This is a genomic window from Nonomuraea sp. NPDC049646, from assembly GCF_044465525.1.
GTDB lineage: Bacteria > Actinomycetota > Actinomycetes > Streptosporangiales > Streptosporangiaceae > Nonomuraea.
Map to the genome: position 1 here is coordinate 583,769 of NZ_JBITLU010000005.1, position 18,309 is coordinate 602,077.

The following is an 18,309-nucleotide window of genomic DNA, read 5'->3' on the forward strand; positions in this document are numbered from 1 at the left end:
CGCGGCCACGGCCGCCGGCGCGCGCATGTCGATCATGTCCTCCATTGCTCTGGGCGACGGGCCGGTGACAAGAACCGCGACTGGCCATCTGGTAGCACGGAACCCTAGTTATCCCACCAATACACGATCTAGCGCCACCCGAAAACTCGAATGACCTTCTAGGCCGATATTGGACATTTACAGGGCATGAGAGCATCGTCCACAATCGTCAGTCAAGGGCGGACGTGAGAACGTTCAGGGTTGACTGCGCGCGGCGCCTCCGATCAGGTTGTGCATGTGACCGAGCAAACGCTGGGCCAGCTGGCCGAGGAGTCATGGAACCGCTTCGACGACCACGACTCGGTGTTCTACGAAGGGGTCTGGCACCGCAGCCACGAGCTGGCCGGACGCGCCCGCCGGATGTGCGGCGGGTTCGTCGAGGCCGGGATCCGGCCGGGCGACCGGGTGGTCGTGATGATGGCGACCTCCCCCGAGGTCCCGATCGTCTACCAGGCATTGTGGGCGGCGGGCGCGGTGGTCACGCCCGTGGTCTTCCTGGTGGGGGCCGAGGAGCTGCGGCACATCCTGCTCGACAGCGGCGCGTCGGCCGTCGTCACCTCGCCCGAGCTCGTGGAGACCGTGCGGGCCGCCGCGGTGGACGTCCCGATCCATGTGGACACGGCCGAGCTGGAGAGCGCCACCGAGCACGGACGGGTGCGCCGGGACCCCGGCGACCTGGCCGCGCTCATGTACACCGGCGGCACCACGGGCGTCGCCAAGGGGGTCATGCTGAGCCATCGCGGGCTCTGGCAGGTGGCCAAGGACGCGTACGAAATATCCCACCAAGAGGGGAAAAATCGTGCGATCGTGCCGGTGCCGCTCTCGCACGCGTACGGGTTGATCATCACCGTGGCCGGCCTGCACGCGACCGAGCCGCAGCAGGCCGTGCTCATGCGCTGGTTCGAGCCGGAGGCGTTCCTGCGGCTGGCCGCCGAGCAGCACGTCCAGTACGGCACCGTGGTGCCCGCCATGATCCACATGCTCCTGGCCCAGCCGCTGGAGTCGCACCCGCTCCCCGACCTGGCCTACCTCACCTGCGGGGCGGCGCCGCTGGGCCGGGCTGCGCTCCAGGAGTTCGAACGCCGGATGCCGGGCACGCAGATCCTGGAGGGCTACGGCCTGACCGAGACCAGCGCCGTCACCACCTTCAACCCGCCGGGCAGGCGCCGCCCCGGCAGCGTCGGCCTGCCGCTGGCCGGCTACACGATCACCATCCGCGACTCCGCGGGCGAGGCGGTGGAGTGCGGCGACGTCGGCGAGATCTGCGTCAGCGGCGACTCGCTGATGCTCGGCTACTGGGGCGAGCACGAACCCGACCCCGAGGGCACCGCGCTGGTCGGCGGCGAGCTGCGCACCGGCGACGTCGGCTGCGTGGACGACGACGGCTACCTCTACATCGTCGACCGCAAGAAGGACCTGATCATCCGCGGCGGCTTCAACGTCTTCCCGCGCGACGTCGAGGACGCGCTCAACCAGCACCCCGACGTGGTCATGTCGGGCGTCGTCGGCCGTCCCGACCCGCGGCTGGGCGAGGAGGTCGTGGCGTTCGTGCAGCTCAGGCCGGGGGCCGAGGAGAGCGCCGAGGAGCTGATCGACTGGGCGCGCGACCGGGTCGGACGGGTGAAGTACCCGCGCGAGGTGCGCTTCGTCGAGTCGATCCCGGTCACCAGCGTGCTCAAGCTGGACAGGAAGGCCCTGCGCGGCCGGTTGTGACCGTCCGCGCGCACCGGGTCGGGCGCGTCGGTATTCCGTGATAAACGTTGACCTGTCTGGAGGTGAACGTGAGTCAAGAAGACCCGTCCGGCTACCCGCACCTGCCCTACGGGGCGCCCTACGGCGAGCAGCCGCCTCCGCAGTACGGCTACGGCTACGGCGTGCCGCCGCGGCGCGACGAGGGCCCGCAGGCCGCCGCGATCGTCGCCGTCGTGCTCAACTTCCTGTCCCTCGCCTCCTGCCTCAACGTGCTCGGGCTGCCCGGCGGCATCCTGGCCGCCGTGGCGCTGACGCGGGCCCGCGAGCAGCCGGGAAGCGCCCGTTCGCTGCTGGTCTGGAGCTGGGTGCTGTTCGGCGCCGGTTTGGTGCTGAACATCGGGCTGTTCCTCTTCCTGGGCCTCACCGGCCGCCTGGACGACTGATCGATTACCCGTTCCGGGACTGTTCCTGCCGTCGCGCGTGTTGGATAAGGGTCAACCGTAGGAAGGGATGTCCGTGAACGACGGCCCGCTCATCGTCCAGTCGGACAAAACGCTGCTGCTCGAGGTCGACCACGAGAAGGCCGACGCGTGCCGCAAGGCGATCGCGCCGTTCGCCGAGCTCGAACGAGCGCCTGAACACGTCCACACCTACCGCGTCACGCCGCTCGCCCTGTGGAACGCGCGTGCCGCCGGCCACGACGCCGAGCAGGTCGTCGACGCGCTGATCGGCTTCAGCCGCTACCCGGTGCCGCACGCGCTGCTCGTCGACATCGCCGAGACCATGGCCCGCTACGGCCGCCTGCGCCTGGAGAAGGACCCGGTCAACGGCCTGGTCCTGACCTCGACCGACCGCGCGGTGCTCGAAGAGGTGCTGCGCTCGAAGAAGATCCAGCCGATGCTGGGCGAGCGCCTCGGCGCCGACTCGGTCATCGTGCACCCGAGCGACCGCGGCAACGTCAAGCAGGCGCTGCTCAAGCTGGGCTGGCCCGCCGAAGACCTGGCCGGCTACGTCGACGGCGAGCACCACCCCATCAAGCTGCTCCAGGACGGCTGGGAGCTGCGCAACTACCAGCGCGAGGCGGCCGACGCCTTCTGGCACGGCGGCTCCGGCGTGGTCGTGCTGCCCTGCGGCGCGGGCAAGACCATCGTGGGCGCGGCGGCCATGGCCCACGCCCAGGCCACCACGCTGATCATGGTGACCAACACGGTCAGCGCCCACCAGTGGAAGACCGAGCTGCTCAAGCGCACCTCGCTGACCGAGGACGAGATCGGCGAGTACTCCGGCAACAAGAAGGAGATCCGCCCGGTCACCATCGCCACGTACCAGGTGATGACGACCCGGCGGAAGGGCGTCTACAGCCACCTGGAGCTGTTCGACGCGCGCGACTGGGGCCTGATCGTCTACGACGAGGTCCACCTGCTGCCCGCGCCCATCTTCCGGATGACCGCCGACCTCCAGGCCCGCCGGCGGGTGGGCCTGACCGCGACGCTCGTGCGCGAGGACGGCCGCGAGGGCGACGTGTTCTCCCTCATCGGCCCCAAGCGCTACGACGCGCCGTGGAAGGAGATGGAGAACCAGGGCTGGATCGCGCCGGCCGACTGCGTCGAGGTGCGGGTCACGCTGACCGACGAGGAGCGGCTGGCGTACGCGATGGCCGAGGCCGAGGAGCGTTACCGGTTCTGCGCCACCACGCCGTCCAAGACGTACGTGACCGAGGCGCTGGTCCGGCGGCATCTGGGCGAGCAGGTGCTGGTCATCGGCCAGTACATCGACCAGCTCGACGAGCTCGGCGAGCACCTCAACGCCCCGGTCATCAAGGGCGAGACCAGGGTCAAGGAGCGCGAGCGGCTCTACCAGGCGTTCCGCGACAAGGAGATCCAGGTCCTGGTGGTGTCGAAGGTGGCGAACTTCTCCATCGACCTGCCCGAGGCGGCCATCGCGATCCAGGTGTCGGGCACGTTCGGGTCGCGGCAGGAGGAGGCCCAGCGGCTCGGACGGGTGCTGCGGCCCAAGGCCGACGGCGGTGGCGCCCGGTTCTACACGGTGGTCAGCAGGGACACCGTCGACCAGGAGTTCGCCGCCCACCGGCAGCGCTTCCTGGCCGAGCAGGGATACGCCTACCAGATCATCGACGCCGACGACGTGCACGGCGAGGTGTGACCGGTTGAATGCCCGGCCGCTCGTTGCCTGAGCGGCCAGGCACGGCGTTTACGTCACGTCCACGAGACTCCACGGGTCGTCGACATCGAACCACCCCCCTCACCTGCGTACTATCACGCCGCCTGCGACATACCCCCATGATCCGACAAACGCACCTGAAATGCCCGACTTTTTCGGTATTCCCACGTTCACTCAGAGATACGGTCTTTGCCGGGTTCGTTCAGGGGTTCGCTACCTGGCCAGCAGGCCGCCGAGGAACAGCACCGCGCCGGCGACGAGCCATGCGGCGACCCCCGTCCCCATGAAGCGGCCGAACGTGCGCGGGTCCTGCCGGGACGCCGGGACCAGCCACGCGGCCAGCGTGGCGCAGGCGGCCAGCGCGGCGAACAGCCCCGACGCCGTGGAGACCGCGCCGAGACGCCGGGAGCACGCCGCCGCGGACTCGCCGCCCGCGCAGAACGCCTCCAGCCCCCACCCGGCGAAGACCGACATCCCCCAGAGCGCCGCCAGCAGGAAGCTCGCGACCGTGGGGATCATCGGCGAGAGGACCAGGCGAAGCCGCGCCACCTTCCCTCCTTACCCCGCCGCGCGCCGGTAAATGCCTTGGAGGCACCGGACGGCCGCCGTTAAACTAGCCGATTCGCTGCCTTGACCACCTCCGTTTTTCGACCCTGGGAGGCGCTTTCGCATGCCCACACACCAACTGGCTCCCGACATACCCTCCGACGTGCTCGCCGCCGAGCAGGCCCACCTGGCCGAGTCCAGGGCCGCGCTCAAGGCGATGCGGGCCCACGCCCAGTCGTTGTCGGCCGACGCGGCCGGCGACTGGGTCTCGCAGCAGATCCTCCAGTCGCTGCTGGACCAGCGCGTGGCCGCCCTCGCCGACCATCCGGACACCCCGCTGTTCTTCGGCCGCCTCGACCGCGAGGGCGGCGACGACCTGCCGGGCACCATCTACGTCGGCCGCCGCCACGTGCACGACGGCACCAGCCGGCCGCTGGTCATCGACTGGCGCGCGCCGGTGTCCCGCGCGTTCTACCAGGCCAGCCCGGCCGACCCCATGGGCGTCGTCCGCCGCCGCCGCTTCGGCTACCACGGCGGCGCGCTGACCGCGTTCGAGGACGAGCCGCTCGGCGAGGGCGGCGAGGTCGGCCCCTCGAAGATCCTCACCGAGGAGATCGAACGCCCGCGCACCGGCCCGATGCGCGACATCGTGGCCACCATCCAGCCCGACCAGGACGAGATCGTCCGCGCGACGCTGGCCCAGACCGTGTGCGTCCAGGGCGCACCCGGCACCGGGAAGACCGCCGTGGGCCTCCACCGGGCCGCGTACCTGCTGTTCACCCACCGCGAGCGGCTGGCCAGGTCGGGCGTGATGATCGTGGGCCCGAACCGGGCGTTTTTGTCCTACATCTCCTCCGTCCTGCCCGCGCTGGGCGAGGTCAAGGTCGACCAGACCACCGTGGCCGGGCTGCTCGGCGAGCACGCCGCCGAGGAGGACCCGATGGTCTCCGCGATCAAGGGCGACGCCAGGATGGCCGCGGTGCTCGAACGGGCGCTGTGGATGCACATCGTCAAGCCCGAGGACGGCCTGGTGTTCACCAAGGGCGCCTACCGCTACCGGGTCGCCGACCACGAGGTGCGCGAGATGGTGGCCTCCCTGCGCGGCACCACCCGCTACTCGCCGGGACGGGCCGCGCTGGCCCAGCGCCTGGCCCACCAGGTGCTCGTGCGGATGGAGCAGCGCGGCGAGTCGCCCGACGACCGGGTCCAGGACGCGGTGGCCAGGTCGAGGCCGGTCAAGCAGCTCGTCGACGCGGTGTGGCCGAAACTGACGCCGGAACAGGTCCTGCACCGCCTGCTGTCCGACCCAGAATTCCTCACAAAAGCCGCCAAAACCGATTTGTCGCCTGACGAGCAGGAAATGCTGCTTTGGCGGAAGCCTTATCGGAGCTGGAAGTCCGCCAAATGGTCGGCCGCCGACGCCGCGCTCCTCGACGAGCTGCGCGACCTCATGGAACGCACCCCGTCCCTCGGCCACCTCGTCGTGGACGAGGCCCAAGACCTGTCCGAGATGCAGCTGCGGGCGCTCGGCCGGCGCTGCCGCAACGGCTCGGCCACCGTGCTCGGCGACCTGGCCCAGGGCACCACGCCGTGGTCCACCAGCTCGTGGGAGACCGTGCTGAAGCACCTCGGCCAGGACGAGGGCGAGGTGACCGAGCTGACCCTCGGCTTCCGCGTCCCGCGCGAGGTGCTCGACTACGCGGCCCGCCTGCTGCCCTCGATCGCCCCCGCGCTGGCCGCCCCGCGGTCGCTGCGTCCGGGCGCGGGCTCGCTCACGGTCCGGCCGGGCGGCGCGGTCGCCGAGGCCGCCCGGGAGGTCCTGGCCAGGGAGGGGTCGATCGGGGTCATCGTCCCCGACGCGAGGGTGGCGGCGGTCTCCGAGTCGCTGTCCGGCCTGCCGCACGCGGTGCTCGACCCCGACGCGACGCAGGACCACCGCCTGCTGATCGTGCCCGCCACGCTGGCCAAGGGCCTGGAGTACGACCACGTGATCGTCGTGGAGCCGGCCGACATCGTCGAGGCCGAGCCCCGCGGCCTGGCCCGCCTGTACGTGGTCCTGACCCGCGCGGTCACCTCGCTCACGGTGCTGCACGACAGGCCGCTCCCGGCGCAGCTCGGAACCTGACGGAGGGCGGGCACGGCCGCTTCTAGGATGGCCTGAAGGAGCTGTCAACCTAGGAGGATGCCGTGCCCGCACCCCTTCCGCATGAACACCTGCCCCCGGTCCCCGCACTCGTGGTGGAGAGCGACGACATCCGCGACGGCGAGCGGCTGAACGACCTCCACGTCTTCGACGACTGGGGGATGACCGGCGGGAACGTCTCGCCCCAGCTGCGCTGGTCGGGCGCGCCCGAGGGCACCCGCGGCTACGCCGTCACCTGCCACGACCCCGATGCCCCCACCGGCAGCGGCTTCTGGCACTGGGTGCTGTTCGACCTGCCCGGCGACACCACGGAGCTGCCGAGGGGGGCGGGCACCGGCCCCGACTTCAAGGGCCTGCCCGCCGGCGCGGTCCACGCCCGCAACGACTACGGCACCAAAGACTACGGCGGCGCCGCTCCCCCGCCCGGCGCCCCCCACCGCTACGTCTTCACGGTGCACGCGCTCGGGGTCGACGAGCTGGGCGTCGGCAGCGACGCGAGCCCGGCCGTCGTCGGCTTCAACATCACCGCCAACACGCTGGCCCGCGGTCACGTCGTCGCGCACTTCGGCGTCTGAGACCGGCACAACACCGCGGCGAAGGCGCCCCGTTCGCGTTCGGGGCGCCTTCGCCGTGGTGCCGCGTCGGGTTCGGTACGCCCGGCGCCACCAGACGGGGGTTCAGTCGCCCTGCACCAGCTCGTCGGCGAACGTGAAGTCCCCGGGGGCGTTGGACGACAGGTCCTCGTTCTCGACGGCCGACCGGCCCTCGAAGGCGTCCGAGACGTCCTCGCGCTCGCCCGACATCTCCTGGCCCTCGTCAGAGACGTCCTCGCGCTCGCCGGACATTTCCGCGCCCTCGTCCGACATGTCCGCGCCCTCGTCCGAGTTCTCGTCGCGCTCGCCCGACATGTCCTGGCCCTCGTCGGAGGCGTCCCCGTGCTCGCCGGACCTCTCGTCGGCCTCCTCGGACGACCTGTCCTCGCCCTCCTCGGACGACCCTTCCTCGCCCTCTTCCGACATCTCCCCGCGCTCGTCCTGCGACGTCCACCTCGACGGCGAGGCGCAGTAGTCGCGGTCGTACAGCTCCAGGTAGCCCGCGCAGTAGGGCACGTCGACGTACTCCAGGGACTCGTCCAGGTAACCGTGGTCGTCTGCCTGGGCGGGCATCGTCATGGCGGCCGCGGCGGCCATCATGACGGCCCCGAGCCCGAGAACGCGCGCGGTGCGGGAATTCATGTAACTACTCCTTTGTGCGGTGAATCGTCACTTCGTGTGTCGTTACTTTCCGTAGTCAATAACTACTAAACGTGACGGGATCGGACACAACAAAAGGCGGCCGGATCCTTGGAGATCCGAACCGCCTTCTGATGTGTCAGCGACCAGGCGAGGCCTAGAAGTCCATGTCGCCGCCGCCGGGCATGCCGGCCGGAGCAGCAGGGGTCTTCTCGGGCTTCTCGGCGATGACGGCCTCGGTGGTGAGGAAGAGCGCCGCGATGGAGGCGGCGTTCTGCAGCGCGGAGCGCGTCACCTTGGCCGGGTCGATGATCCCGGAGTCGAACATGTTGACGTACTCGCCGGAAGCGGCGTTGAGGCCCTCGCCCGGGGTCAGGTTGCGCACCTTCTCCACGACGACGCCGCCCTCGAGGCCCGCGTTGACCGCGATCTGCTTGAGGGGCTCCTCAAGAGCCTTCTTCACGATCGCCGCGCCGGTGGCCTCGTCGCCGTTGAGCTCGAGCTTGTCGAACGCCTTGGCGCCGGCCTGCAGCAGCGCCACGCCACCGCCGGGGACGATGCCCTCCTCGACGGCCGCCTTGGCGTTGCGGACGGCGTCCTCGATGCGGTGCTTGCGCTCCTTGAGCTCGACCTCGGTCGCCGCGCCGGCCTTGATGACCGCCACGCCACCGGCCAGCTTGGCCAGGCGCTCCTGCAGCTTCTCGCGGTCGTAGTCGGAGTCGGTGCGCTCGATCTCGGCGCGGATCTCGTTGACCCGGCCGGAGATCGCCTCGGCGTCACCGGCGCCGTCGACGATGGTGGTCTCGTCCTTGGTCACCACGACCTTGCGGGCGCGGCCGAGCAGGTCGAGGGTGGCGGTCTCGAGCTTGAGGCCGACCTCCTCGGCGATGACCTGACCGCCGGTCAGGATCGCGATGTCGCCCAGCATGGCCTTGCGGCGGTCGCCGAAGCCCGGGGCCTTGACGGCCACGGAGCGGAACAGGCCACGGATCTTGTTGACCACCAGGGTCGCCAGGGCCTCGCCCTCGACGTCCTCGGCGATGATCAGCAGCGGCTTGCCGGACTGCACGACCTTGTCGAGCAGCGGCAGCAGGTCCTTGTTGGCCGAGACCTTGCTGTTGACGATCAGGATGTACGGGTCTTCGAGAACGGCCTCCATGCGGTCGGAGTCGGTCACGAAGTACATCGACGTCATGCCCTTGTCGAAGCGCATGCCCTCGGTGAGCTCGAGCTCCAGGCCGAAGGTGTTGCTCTCCTCGACGGTGATGACGCCTTCCTTGCCGACCTTGTCCATCGCCTCGGCGATGAGCGAGCCGATCTCGGGGTCGGCGGCGGAGATGGAGGCGGTGGAGGCGATCTGCTCCTTGGTCTCCACGTCCTTGGCCAGCTTGGAGAGCTCCTCGCTGACCCGCTCGACGGCGGCCTCGATGCCCTTCTTCAGGGCCATCGGGTTGGCGCCGGCGGCCACGTTGCGCAGACCTTCGCGCACCAGAGCCTGGGCGAGCACGGTGGCCGTGGTGGTGCCGTCGCCGGCGACGTCGTCAGTCTTCTTGGCGACTTCCTTGACCAGCTCGGCGCCGATCTTCTCCCACGGGTCCTCGAGCTCGATCTCCTTGGCGATGGAGACGCCGTCGTTGGTGATCGTGGGAGCGCCCCACTTCTTCTCCAGCACGACGTTGCGCCCCTTGGGGCCCAAGGTCACCTTGACGGCGTCGGCGAGCTGGTTCATACCGCGCTCGAGACCGCGCCGGGCGTCCTCGTCAAACGCGATCATCTTGGCTGCCATAAGGCTAGACCTCCCAGATGCAGGGTGGCGTGTCCTGGACCGAGCCGACGCCCGCGACGGCATAGGCCTGCATCTCCGTTCGGCAGACCCCATCGTCTCGATCCGAGTTGTTGGCACTCTGCCACACAGAGTGCCAACGAACTGTTTAGCACTCTACCCTGCCGAGTGCAAGCCACGGGCACCCCACCCCAGCTCATCGGGCAGGTCATCGGGTGCGCCGGTTCGTACGGCGAGCCGCCCCCTGAGGCGCGGCCCGCCGTGCGAAGCCGACGGAGGAAACAGTGGCGAGCCCGTACGGACTGCGCTGCCGCACGTCCCGCCTGGTGCATACCAGCGAGGGTGAATCAGACCGTGCGGACGGACTCCGCCTGCGGCCCCTTCTGGCCCTGCGTGATCTCGAACTCGACGCGCTGTCCCTGTTCGAGAGAGCGGTACCCGTCCATCATGATCGCTGAGTAATGGACGAATACATCCTTACCACCGTCTACCGCGATGAAGCCGTAGCCCTTGTCCGCGTTGAACCACTTGACGGTGCCCTGCGCCACTTCCGACTCCTCTTACTGGGCTCGCAGATCTCGCCCATTCCTTCGCGAGACCCGTAATCGCATGACTTTTGGGAAAATCAGCCAGACGATCGCCCTCGACCATACCTGTGGCACGGGGTTTGGCAACAGAGTCAACCGACAAAACGCTAATTTCATCGAAGGCTGAGTCGTTCGAGGTTGAATTTGGTTCTAAAACAAGAAGGCGCCCACAAGGGGCGCCTTCAAGAGTCGGTGGTCCGGCGGTCAGCCGCCCGCGACGGCGGGGATGATGGAGATCTGAGTGCCTTCCGGGGCGGGAGTGTCCAGGCCCTCGGCGAAACGGACATCCTCATCACCAACGTAAACGTTGACAAAACGACGAATCTTGCCCGATTCATCCAGAATTCTCGCGCCGATCCCCGGGTAGTCGGAGTCGAGCTTGGCGAGAACGTCACGAAGAGTCGCCCCTTCGCCACTCACTTCGGCGTTACCCCCGGTGTAAGTGCGCAGAATGGTGGGAATCCGCACAGAAACGCTCATGGTTTTTGTTGCCTTTCCTGGATTGTCAGACAGTCGCGCGGAACGCGTCGAGAGAGGGCCGGATCACGGCGGTGGGCCGCGCGTCGTCGCTGATCGCGTCGAGCGTCTTCAGGCCGTCGCCGGTGTTCAGGACCACCGTCTCGGCCTCGGGGTCGAGCCTGCCCGACTCGACGAGCTTCTTCAGCACGCCCACCGTGACGCCGCCCGCGGTCTCGGCGAAGATGCCCTCGGTGGAGGCCAGGAGCTTGATGGCGGCGACGATCTCGGTGTCCGTGACGTCCTCGACGCCCCCGCCCGTGCGCCGGGCGATGTCCAGCACGTACGGCCCGTCGGCGGGGTTGCCGATGGCCAGCGACTTGGCGATCGTGTCCGGCTTGACCGGCTGGACGACGTCGTGCCCCGCCTTGTACGCCGCCGAGACCGGCGAGCACCCGGCCGCCTGCGCCCCGAACACCTTGTACGGCGTGTCCTCGACCAGCCCGAGCGCGATCAGCTCCTTGAACCCCTTGTCGATCTTCGTGAGCTGGGAGCCGGAGGCGATGGGGATGACGATCTGCTCCGGCAGCCGCCAGCCGAGCTGCTCGGCGATCTCGTACGCGAGCGTCTTGGACCCCTCGGCGTAGTAGGGCCGCAGGTTGACGTTGACGAACCCCCACCGCTCGCCCAGCGGGTCGCCGATCAGCTCCGAGCAGAACCTGTTGACCTCGTCGTACGTGCCGTCGATGCCGATCAGCCGGCCGCCGAACACCCGGGCCATGGCGATCTTGGCTGCTTCGAGGTCGGCCGGGATGAACACGCACGCGTCGAGGCCGGCCCGCGCGGCGGCGGCGGTGACCGCGCCGGCGAGGTTGCCCGTGGAGGAGCAGGAGAGCGTGTGGAACCCGAAGTTCCTGGCCGCCTCGACGGCGATGGCGACCACCCGGTCCTTGAAGGAGTGGGTGGGGTTGCCCGAGTCGTCCTTGACGTGCAGGGACCGGATGCCGAGCGCCTTGCCGAGGTTGCCGGCCTTGACCAGCTTCGTCCAGCCCGGGTTCATGTTGGGCTTGCTCGCCACGTCGGCGGGGACCGGGAGCAGGGAGCGGTAGCGCCAGATGTTGGCGGGGCCGGACTCGATGTCCGCGCGGGTCACCTGGCCGAAGGAGTAGGCCGCTTCGAGCGGCCCGAAACACTCCAGGCAGGCGAAGCTGGGGCCCAGGGGGTAGCGCGTGCCGCACTCGCGGCAGGACAGAGCGACGGCAGGACCAAAGTCGAGCGACATGAAGCGAGGCCTTCCCTCATCTTCGCCCGCGGCCACCTTGACCGCGAACCGGAATTGGCACCTTGTCCCGGTCGGCCTCGCCAGGTCGCGAGCACAAGCCGGGAGGGTTGCCGGGGCTTCGCAGGGCCGGTCCCTCCACCCCTCTGGATGAGCAATATTCAGTTGTTCGAAAAGGACTCTACCTTCTCAAGTGGTGGAAACAACCACCCGTCTCAGCATGCGAGAGGACACGTCTCACCGATAGTCCTCCCCGAGGACTCCCTGCACGTACTTGCGGGCCTGGTGGATGCGGGACTTGGCGGTGCCGAGCGGGATGTTGAGCTGCTCGGCCACCTCGTTGTAGTCGAGCTGGACGATGTCGCGCAGCACCAGCGCCTGGGCCAGGTCGGGCTTGTCGGCCTCCAGCGCCTCCATCGCGTCGAGCAGGTCGAGCCGCGAGCCGGCGATCACGCTGACCCGCCGCGCGTCCGGCTTCTGCATCGGCAGCTCCTCCGACGTCTGCTCGGCGGCCCTGCGCTTCAGCGAGCGGTAGGTGGTGCGCGCGCAGTTGGCGGTCACGATGTGCAGCCAGGTGCTGAACCTGGCCCGCCCCTCGAACCGGCCGATGTTGCGCGCCACGGCCAGCAGAGTGTCCTGCGAGGCTTCTTCCGCGTCCTGGTGATAGGGCAGGATCCGGGCGCAGTGGCGCATCACGTCAGGCTCGATCCTGGCCAGGAGCTCGCCGAGCGCGCGATGGTCTCCGGCCGCGGCCGAGCGGGCGAGTTCCTCGGTTAGCTCATCTAGCGCCATAGCTGGGATCCTATGGGCGAAGGGAGCCCAAATGAACAGCGTTCTCGTGGCGTCCAACCGCGGGCCGGTCTCCTTCACCGTCGACGACGACGGTGAGCTGACCATGAAACGCGGTGGTGGCGGCCTCGTGTCGGGCCTGTCGGGGGTGGCCAAGGAGCACGGCGTGCTGTGGGTGTGCGCCGCGCTGTCCGACGGCGACCGCAGCGCCGTGCGCCTGGCCCCGGGGGGCCGGCTCGACCGCGGCGGCTACGACACGGGCGCCCTGCGGATGCTCGACATCCCCGCGGCCACCTTCCACCGCGCCTACAACGCCGTGGCCAACTCGACCCTGTGGTTCGTCAACCACCTGCTGTACGACATCCCCAACTCCCCCAGTTTCGGCACCAAGTTCCGGCGCGAATGGGAGTCCTACCGCGACTACAACGGCGCGTTCGCGCTGGCGCTGGCCGAGGAGGCGGGGCACGGCGCGCGGGTGATGGTCCAGGACTACCACCTGACGCTCACCCCGGCGATGCTCCGCGCCGAGCGGCCCGACCTGCGCATCGCCCACTTCAGCCACACGCCGTGGGCGCCTCCCGAGTACTTCTCCCTGCTGCCCGACGCGGTCACCAGGGAGGTGCTCGACGGCATCCTTGGGGCCGACCACGCGGGCTTCCTCACCGCCCGGTGGGCGGCGGCGTTCATGGACTGCTGCGAGGCGCTGCTGGGCGCGCGGGTGGACCGCGCGGCCGGCACGGTCGCCCACGAGGGCAGGACGACCCGCGTCGGCGTGCACAGCCTGGGCGTGGACGGCGCGGCGCTGTGGGCGCGGGCCTGCGAGCCCGACGTCGAGTCGCACATGGCAGCGCTGGCCGAACAGGTGGTCGGACGCCGGCTGATCGTCCGCATCGACCGCACCGAGCTGTCCAAGAACATCGTGCGCGGCCTGCTGGCCTACCGGGAGTTCCTGGCCGCCCATCCGGAGTGGCACGGCAAGGTGGTCCACCTGGCCTTCGCCTATCCCAGCCGGCACGACCTGCCCGAATACCGCGAGTACACCGCGTCGGTGCAGCGCTGCGCGCGCGAGATCGAGGACGAGTACGCCACCGAGGACTGGGACCCGGTCATCCTCAACGTCAACGACGACTACCCGCGCTCGCTGGCCGCCTACCGGCTGGCGGACGTGCTGCTGGTCAACCCCATCCGTGACGGCATGAACCTGGTCGCCAAGGAGGGGCCGGTCCTGTCGCCGCGCTGCGCCCTGGTGCTCTCGCGCGAGGCGGGGGCGGCGGCCGAGCTGGGGCCGTACGCGCTGGTGGTCAACCCCTACGACGTGAGCGGCACGGCGGACGCGCTGCACCAGGCCCTGGTGATGCCCGAGGACGAACGCCGGCGGCGCCGCGACCGGCTGCACGAGGCGGCCACCGCGCTGCCGCCGCACAAGTGGCTGGAGTCCCAACTCGACGCCCTGCTTTAACATGAGAAGTCGGGTTCACTGCCAATGACGGAGGCTGCCGCGTGTCGACGGTCTCAGTGCCCATCAGACTCGTCCGGGACCGTCCTACCTGGCTCATCTACTTCCTGCTCGGCACGTTCGCCACGTTCGTGTACGGCCTGAGCGCCGCCCTCCCGCTCCTGCGCGCCGACCAGCGCACCACGGCCACCGTCGCCGGGCTGCACGGCACCGCCATGGCGGTCGGGACGATCGCCGCCGGGCTCGCGCTCCCCCTGCTCACCAGGCTGCTCGGCCGGCGCTCGACGTGCTGGCTCGGCCTGGCCGGGATGAACGCCGGCGTGCTGCTGGTCATGGCCGCCTCCGCGCTGCCCCTGACGCTGCTCGGCTACGGCGTGGCCGGCGGCTTCGGCTCGGTCATGCTCTACGCGGCGATGGCCGAGCTCAGCGACCATCACGGGGCCGCCGGGCCGGCCGCGCTCAGCGAGGCCAACGCCGTGGGCGTGCTGGTGGGGATGGTGGCGACGTTCGTGCTCAGCCAGGTGGCGCAGAGCGCGCTCGGCTGGCGGGCCGCCCTGCTGGTCACCCCGGCCGTCAGCGTCCTGCTGGCCTTGTCGCTGGGCCGCTCCTGGCCCGCGCCCCGGCGGGCCGCCGGCGGGCAGGGCGGCATGCTCGCCGGGGAGGCCGTCCCGGTGCGGGCGGGCGGCGGGTGGCGCTTCCATCTGGCCGGGGGCGTGCTGTTCTGCTGCGTGGCGCTGGAGTTCTCGTTCAACCTGTGGGCCGCCGACCTGTTCGCCCTCAGGACGGGCGTGCCGGCGGCCGTCGCGGCGACCGGGCTGACGGCGTTCGTCAGCGGCATGGCGGCGGGCAGGTTCGCCGGCGCGCAGCTCGCGCTGCGGCTGCCGGCCACGCCGCTGCTGGCCGGCGCGCTGGGGCTGATGGCCTTCGGCTGGGCGCTGTTCTGGGCGAGCACCGCGCCGATCCTGTCGTACGTGGGGCTGGCGCTGAGCGGGCTGGGCGCGTCGCTGCAGTTCCCGCTCGCGCTGAGCACGCTGATCGCCGCCTCCGGCGACCGGGCGGACCGGGCGGCGGCCGCCTCGCCCGTGTGGGCGGGCGCCGCCATGGCGATCGGCCCGCTGCTGCTCGGCGCGGTGGCCGACGGCTACGGCACCGGGAACGCGTTCCTGCTGGTGCCCGTGGTCATCGGCCTGGCGGTCGCCGGGGTGCTCATCTCCAGTCGGCGTACTTGAGCGTGTCGGCCAGGCCGGGGGTGTCCCACTGGTCGACGACGAGGATCCGGCTCTTCGGCAGGTACCACTCGCGCTGGGTGAAACGGGCCTTGACGCCGCCGCCCGAGTAGCTGACGCAGGTGGCCTGCCAGGCGTTGTAGGCGGCCTTGTGCCCCGCCCCCACCTGCCGGTAGCCCCTGGTGACCTTGGGGCCGACGACCTCGCCCCACTTGCGGTTGATCGGGCAGGGCTGCACGTCGCTGGCCGGATAGTACGGGTTCTTGCCCGTGTAGGGCCCGAACCCCTCGGCGCCCCGCTTGATCGCGCCGGGCCCGAGGACGTAGAACGCGTCGCACTCGGGCGAGCCCCAGCCCTGCGGCTTGGCGCACCGGCCGGTGACCACCTGGACGACGTCGCCGCCCGTGCGGTGGACCACCCACTCGATCGGGATGTAGAGCGTCAGGCCGCCACGCAGCTTGAGCTGCTGCGCGGGAGCGGCGGAGGCGGCGCCGGGGACGGCGAGCGCGGCCGCCAGGGTCGCCAGGGTCGCGGCCGAGGCGGCGGCGAGAGCGAGAGATCGTCGTGACATGCGCACCAACGTAGGACCCGCCACTTGCAGCCCAATCACGAACGGCTGAAAGCCGCGAACCACCCCCACCACGAACGGCTGAAAGCCGCGAACCACCCCGAAGCGGGCCCGATCACGAACGGCGGAAAGCCGCGAGCCGGCCCGAACGGCGCAGGGCCGCGAGCCGGCTCACGAACGGCTGGGGCGTCAGGGGCGGGTGAAGGCCGTCGTCAGCTCCCGCAGCAGCGCCACCACGCCGTCGGGCCCGTCGACCACGATGTCGGCCCGCTCGGCCAGCGCGGTCACCTCGGCCGAGCCGCTGCACACGGTCACGCCGGGCAGCCCGGAGGCGCGTACGGCGTCGAAGGCGGCCAGGTCGCCGAGGTCGTCGCCGACGAACATGACGGACCTGGCGTCCCGCTCGGCCAGGAACAGCCCGAGCGCGTGGCCCTTGTCCATGCCGGGCGGGCGCAGCTCCAGGACCATGCGTCCCGGCTCGATCACCAGGCCGTGCTTCCCGGCCAGCTCGGCCAGCGGCTCGCGCAGCACGGCGAGCGCGCCCTCGGGGTCGGGGGCGCGCCTGGTGTGCACGGCCACCGCCCGGCCCTTGTCCTCGATCACCACGCCGTGCAGGCCGAGCGCGTCGAGCAGCAGGGGCAGCTCGGCCCGGACGCGCGGCACGCCGGGCGGCGGCGGCGGCGCCGAGACGCGTCCGTGCTCCCACCGTTCGAAGCCGTAGTGGCCGAGCACCACGAGGCCGGGCACGTCGGCCAGGCCGGGCCCGAGTTCGAGCGCGGTGGCCGCCGGCCTGCCGGTCACGATGGCCACGGCCCCGACGTGGGCGCCGAGTTCGGCGAGCACGGCGGGGGCCTCGGGGTGGATCTTGGCGGAGGCGGGATCGGGCACGATCGGCGACAGGGTTCCGTCGAAGTCGAGCCCGATCACGGCGCCGGACGGATCTTTAAGGATCGCTTCCATACCAGGGATGTTCCTCACGCGGCTGCCGTACCCAGCCGGTCAGGGGCGCATGCCGAGCCGTCTCGCCGCACGGTCGCGCTGACGGGTGGAGCGCAACCTTCGCAGCCGTTTGACCAGCATCGGGTCCTGCTCCAGCGCCTCCGGTCTGTCGATCAACTCGCCGAGCAACTGGTAGTAGCGGGTGGCCGAGAACCCGAAGGTCTCCTTGATGGCCTGCTCCTTGGCGCCCGCGTGCCGCCACCATTGGCGTTCGAAGGCGAGGAGTTCGAGATCACGGTCGTTGAGGGATGTCTGGGACGGTTCCTGGGCAGCACTGTCACCGCTGAGCGGTGCTCCCATGATGTCCTCCTCGGGAAGGGGCGTGCGACGATCACATCGCACGCTTCGCGGCCCGTGGCCAATCGTAATGTGCGATCTGCGGCTGTTCACGGCGGATTGCCGGACGTACAGTCACGAAATGTGACCCCAGTCATCACGCTCCTCACGGACTACGGGCTCGAAGACGGCTATGTGGCCGCCTGCCACGGAGTGATCGCCGGGATCGCGCCCGAGGCGCGGGTGATCGACGTGTGCCACCTCGTCCCGTCCGGCGACGTACGGCGGGGCGCGGCGATCCTCGCCCAGACCATCCCCTACCTCCCGGAAGGCGTCCACATCGGCGCGGTCGATCCCGGCGTGGGCGGCGCGCGGCGGTCGGTGGCGGTCGAGGCGGGCGGCCGGATGTTCGTCGGCCCGGACAACGGGCTGCTGTCCTGGGCGGTGCGCGCCAGCGGCGGCGCGCGGGCCGCGTACGCGCTGAGCAACGAGGAGCACTTCCTGCGGCCGGTGTCGCCGACCTTCCACGGCCGGGACGTCTTCTCGCCGGTCGCCGGGCGGCTGGCCGGCGGCCTGGACCCGGCCGAGCTGGGCCCCCCGGTGCCGGTCGAGCGGCTGGTCACGCTGCCCGCGCCGACCTCGCTGCTGCGGGAGGGCTCGGTCGAGGGCGAGGTCGTCTCGGTCGACCGCTACGGCAACACGCAGTTGTCGATCGCGGCCGGCGACCTTCAGGCGCTGGGCGTCCAGGTGGGCGACACGCTGGGGGTGTGGCTGGGGCGGCGGCAGCTCGCGATGCCCTTCCGGGCGACGTTCGCGGCGGTGCCGCCGGGCGAGCTGGTGGCGTTCACGGACTCGGCGGGGCTGATCGCCATCGCGGTCAACTACGGCGACGCGGCGCAGCGGCTGGGGCTCCCACCTGGGGCGCATGTCCGACTTTCGCCTACACGCTAGGGCGAATAGCCGCATAACATCAATTACTCCGCGTATCGGGCTGTTTACCGAAGCGTCGGAACGAATCATCGGCCGCGTGCCAGAATGCACGGCAGATCGGGCGTCC

At 70.4% G+C, this 18,309-nt stretch carries 18 protein-coding genes and 1 riboswitch; of the genes, 8 read left to right on the forward strand and 10 right to left on the reverse strand.

The window, feature by feature from the left end; all coding sequences use genetic code 11:
- Positions 1-276: 276 nt before the first annotated feature.
- From ACIBQ8_RS18345 to ACIBQ8_RS18355, 3 genes are all read left to right on the forward strand, one after another.
- Positions 277-1,752 carry an AMP-binding protein gene (locus tag ACIBQ8_RS18345; RefSeq protein ID WP_397179449.1) on the forward strand — a complete coding sequence of 492 codons (1,476 nt, stop codon included), beginning with the start codon at positions 277-279 and terminating at the stop codon, positions 1,750-1,752.
- Positions 1,753-1,820: 68 nt separating this feature from the next.
- A complete protein-coding gene (locus ACIBQ8_RS18350) occupies positions 1,821-2,174 on the forward strand; it encodes a hypothetical protein (protein ID WP_397179448.1) in 354 nt (117 codons plus the stop codon).
- 67 nt (positions 2,175-2,241) lie between these two features.
- Positions 2,242-3,894, forward strand: a complete 1,653-nt coding sequence (locus ACIBQ8_RS18355; protein WP_397179447.1) for a DNA repair helicase XPB — start codon at positions 2,242-2,244, stop codon at positions 3,892-3,894.
- A gap of 231 nt (positions 3,895-4,125) precedes the next feature.
- Here ACIBQ8_RS18355 and ACIBQ8_RS18360 read toward each other — a convergent pair whose 3' ends face one another.
- Positions 4,126-4,461: a hypothetical protein gene (locus tag ACIBQ8_RS18360; RefSeq protein WP_397179446.1), complete on the reverse strand. Its 336-nt coding sequence runs from the start codon at positions 4,459-4,461 to the stop codon at positions 4,126-4,128.
- A 121-nt stretch (positions 4,462-4,582) separates the two neighbouring features.
- On the opposite strand from ACIBQ8_RS18360, the gene ACIBQ8_RS18365 reads away from it, so the two are divergent.
- A complete protein-coding gene (locus tag ACIBQ8_RS18365; protein ID WP_397192502.1) occupies positions 4,583-6,583 on the forward strand; it encodes a HelD family protein in 2,001 nt (666 codons plus the stop codon).
- Between the two features lie 62 nt (positions 6,584-6,645).
- Positions 6,646-7,176, forward strand: coding sequence for a YbhB/YbcL family Raf kinase inhibitor-like protein (locus ACIBQ8_RS18370; protein ID WP_397179444.1), 531 nt, complete (start codon positions 6,646-6,648; stop codon positions 7,174-7,176).
- A gap of 102 nt (positions 7,177-7,278) precedes the next feature.
- Here ACIBQ8_RS18370 and ACIBQ8_RS18375 read toward each other — a convergent pair whose 3' ends face one another.
- The 6 genes from ACIBQ8_RS18375 to ACIBQ8_RS18400 form a co-directional block, all read right to left on the reverse strand.
- On the reverse strand, positions 7,279-7,836 hold the full coding sequence (locus ACIBQ8_RS18375; protein ID WP_397192503.1) for a hypothetical protein: 558 nt from the start codon (positions 7,834-7,836) through the stop codon (positions 7,279-7,281).
- A gap of 154 nt (positions 7,837-7,990) precedes the next feature.
- Positions 7,991-9,619 (reverse strand): chaperonin GroEL, encoded by a 1,629-nt coding sequence (groL, locus tag ACIBQ8_RS18380; RefSeq protein ID WP_352320884.1) that lies wholly within the window; start codon positions 9,617-9,619, stop codon positions 7,991-7,993.
- Between the two features lie 344 nt (positions 9,620-9,963).
- Positions 9,964-10,164 carry a cold-shock protein gene (locus ACIBQ8_RS18385; RefSeq protein ID WP_106250594.1) on the reverse strand — a complete coding sequence of 67 codons (201 nt, stop codon included), beginning with the start codon at positions 10,162-10,164 and terminating at the stop codon, positions 9,964-9,966.
- A 243-nt stretch (positions 10,165-10,407) separates the two neighbouring features.
- The gene (locus ACIBQ8_RS18390) at positions 10,408-10,683 is read right to left on the reverse strand and encodes a MoaD/ThiS family protein (protein ID WP_352361720.1); all 276 of its coding nucleotides are present in this window, start codon (positions 10,681-10,683) and stop codon (positions 10,408-10,410) included.
- A gap of 25 nt (positions 10,684-10,708) precedes the next feature.
- A complete protein-coding gene (gene thrC / locus ACIBQ8_RS18395) occupies positions 10,709-11,941 on the reverse strand; it encodes a threonine synthase (protein WP_397179442.1) in 1,233 nt (410 codons plus the stop codon).
- A gap of 13 nt (positions 11,942-11,954) precedes the next feature.
- Positions 11,955-12,095, reverse strand: a riboswitch (SAM riboswitch).
- Positions 12,096-12,175: 80 nt separating this feature from the next.
- A complete protein-coding gene (locus ACIBQ8_RS18400; RefSeq protein ID WP_189654051.1) occupies positions 12,176-12,730 on the reverse strand; it encodes an RNA polymerase sigma factor in 555 nt (184 codons plus the stop codon).
- A 31-nt stretch (positions 12,731-12,761) separates the two neighbouring features.
- Between ACIBQ8_RS18400 and ACIBQ8_RS18405 the strand changes: the two genes are divergently transcribed.
- Positions 12,762-14,186, forward strand: coding sequence for a trehalose-6-phosphate synthase (locus tag ACIBQ8_RS18405; RefSeq protein WP_397192504.1), 1,425 nt, complete (start codon positions 12,762-12,764; stop codon positions 14,184-14,186).
- A gap of 41 nt (positions 14,187-14,227) precedes the next feature.
- Complete coding sequence (locus tag ACIBQ8_RS18410) at positions 14,228-15,412, forward strand: MFS transporter (protein WP_397192505.1); 1,185 nt, start codon at positions 14,228-14,230, stop codon at positions 15,410-15,412.
- Here the strand turns inward: ACIBQ8_RS18410 and ACIBQ8_RS18415 are convergent.
- The 3 genes from ACIBQ8_RS18415 to ACIBQ8_RS18425 all read right to left on the reverse strand — a co-directional run bounded on the left by ACIBQ8_RS18415 (position 15,390) and on the right by ACIBQ8_RS18425 (position 17,276).
- Complete coding sequence (locus ACIBQ8_RS18415) at positions 15,390-15,980, reverse strand: hypothetical protein (RefSeq protein ID WP_397179439.1); 591 nt, start codon at positions 15,978-15,980, stop codon at positions 15,390-15,392. The genes ACIBQ8_RS18410 and ACIBQ8_RS18415 overlap by 23 nt on opposite strands.
- 186 nt (positions 15,981-16,166) lie before the next feature.
- Entirely contained in the window at positions 16,167-16,937 is a 771-nt protein-coding gene (gene otsB / locus ACIBQ8_RS18420; RefSeq protein ID WP_397179438.1) for a trehalose-phosphatase, read from the reverse strand.
- A 39-nt stretch (positions 16,938-16,976) separates the two neighbouring features.
- Positions 16,977-17,276 carry a DUF3263 domain-containing protein gene (locus tag ACIBQ8_RS18425; RefSeq protein ID WP_364339926.1) on the reverse strand — a complete coding sequence of 100 codons (300 nt, stop codon included), beginning with the start codon at positions 17,274-17,276 and terminating at the stop codon, positions 16,977-16,979.
- A gap of 120 nt (positions 17,277-17,396) precedes the next feature.
- On the opposite strand from ACIBQ8_RS18425, the gene ACIBQ8_RS18430 reads away from it, so the two are divergent.
- Positions 17,397-18,203: an S-adenosyl-l-methionine hydroxide adenosyltransferase family protein gene (locus ACIBQ8_RS18430; protein WP_397179437.1), complete on the forward strand. Its 807-nt coding sequence runs from the start codon at positions 17,397-17,399 to the stop codon at positions 18,201-18,203.
- Positions 18,204-18,309: the final 106 nt, after the last annotated feature.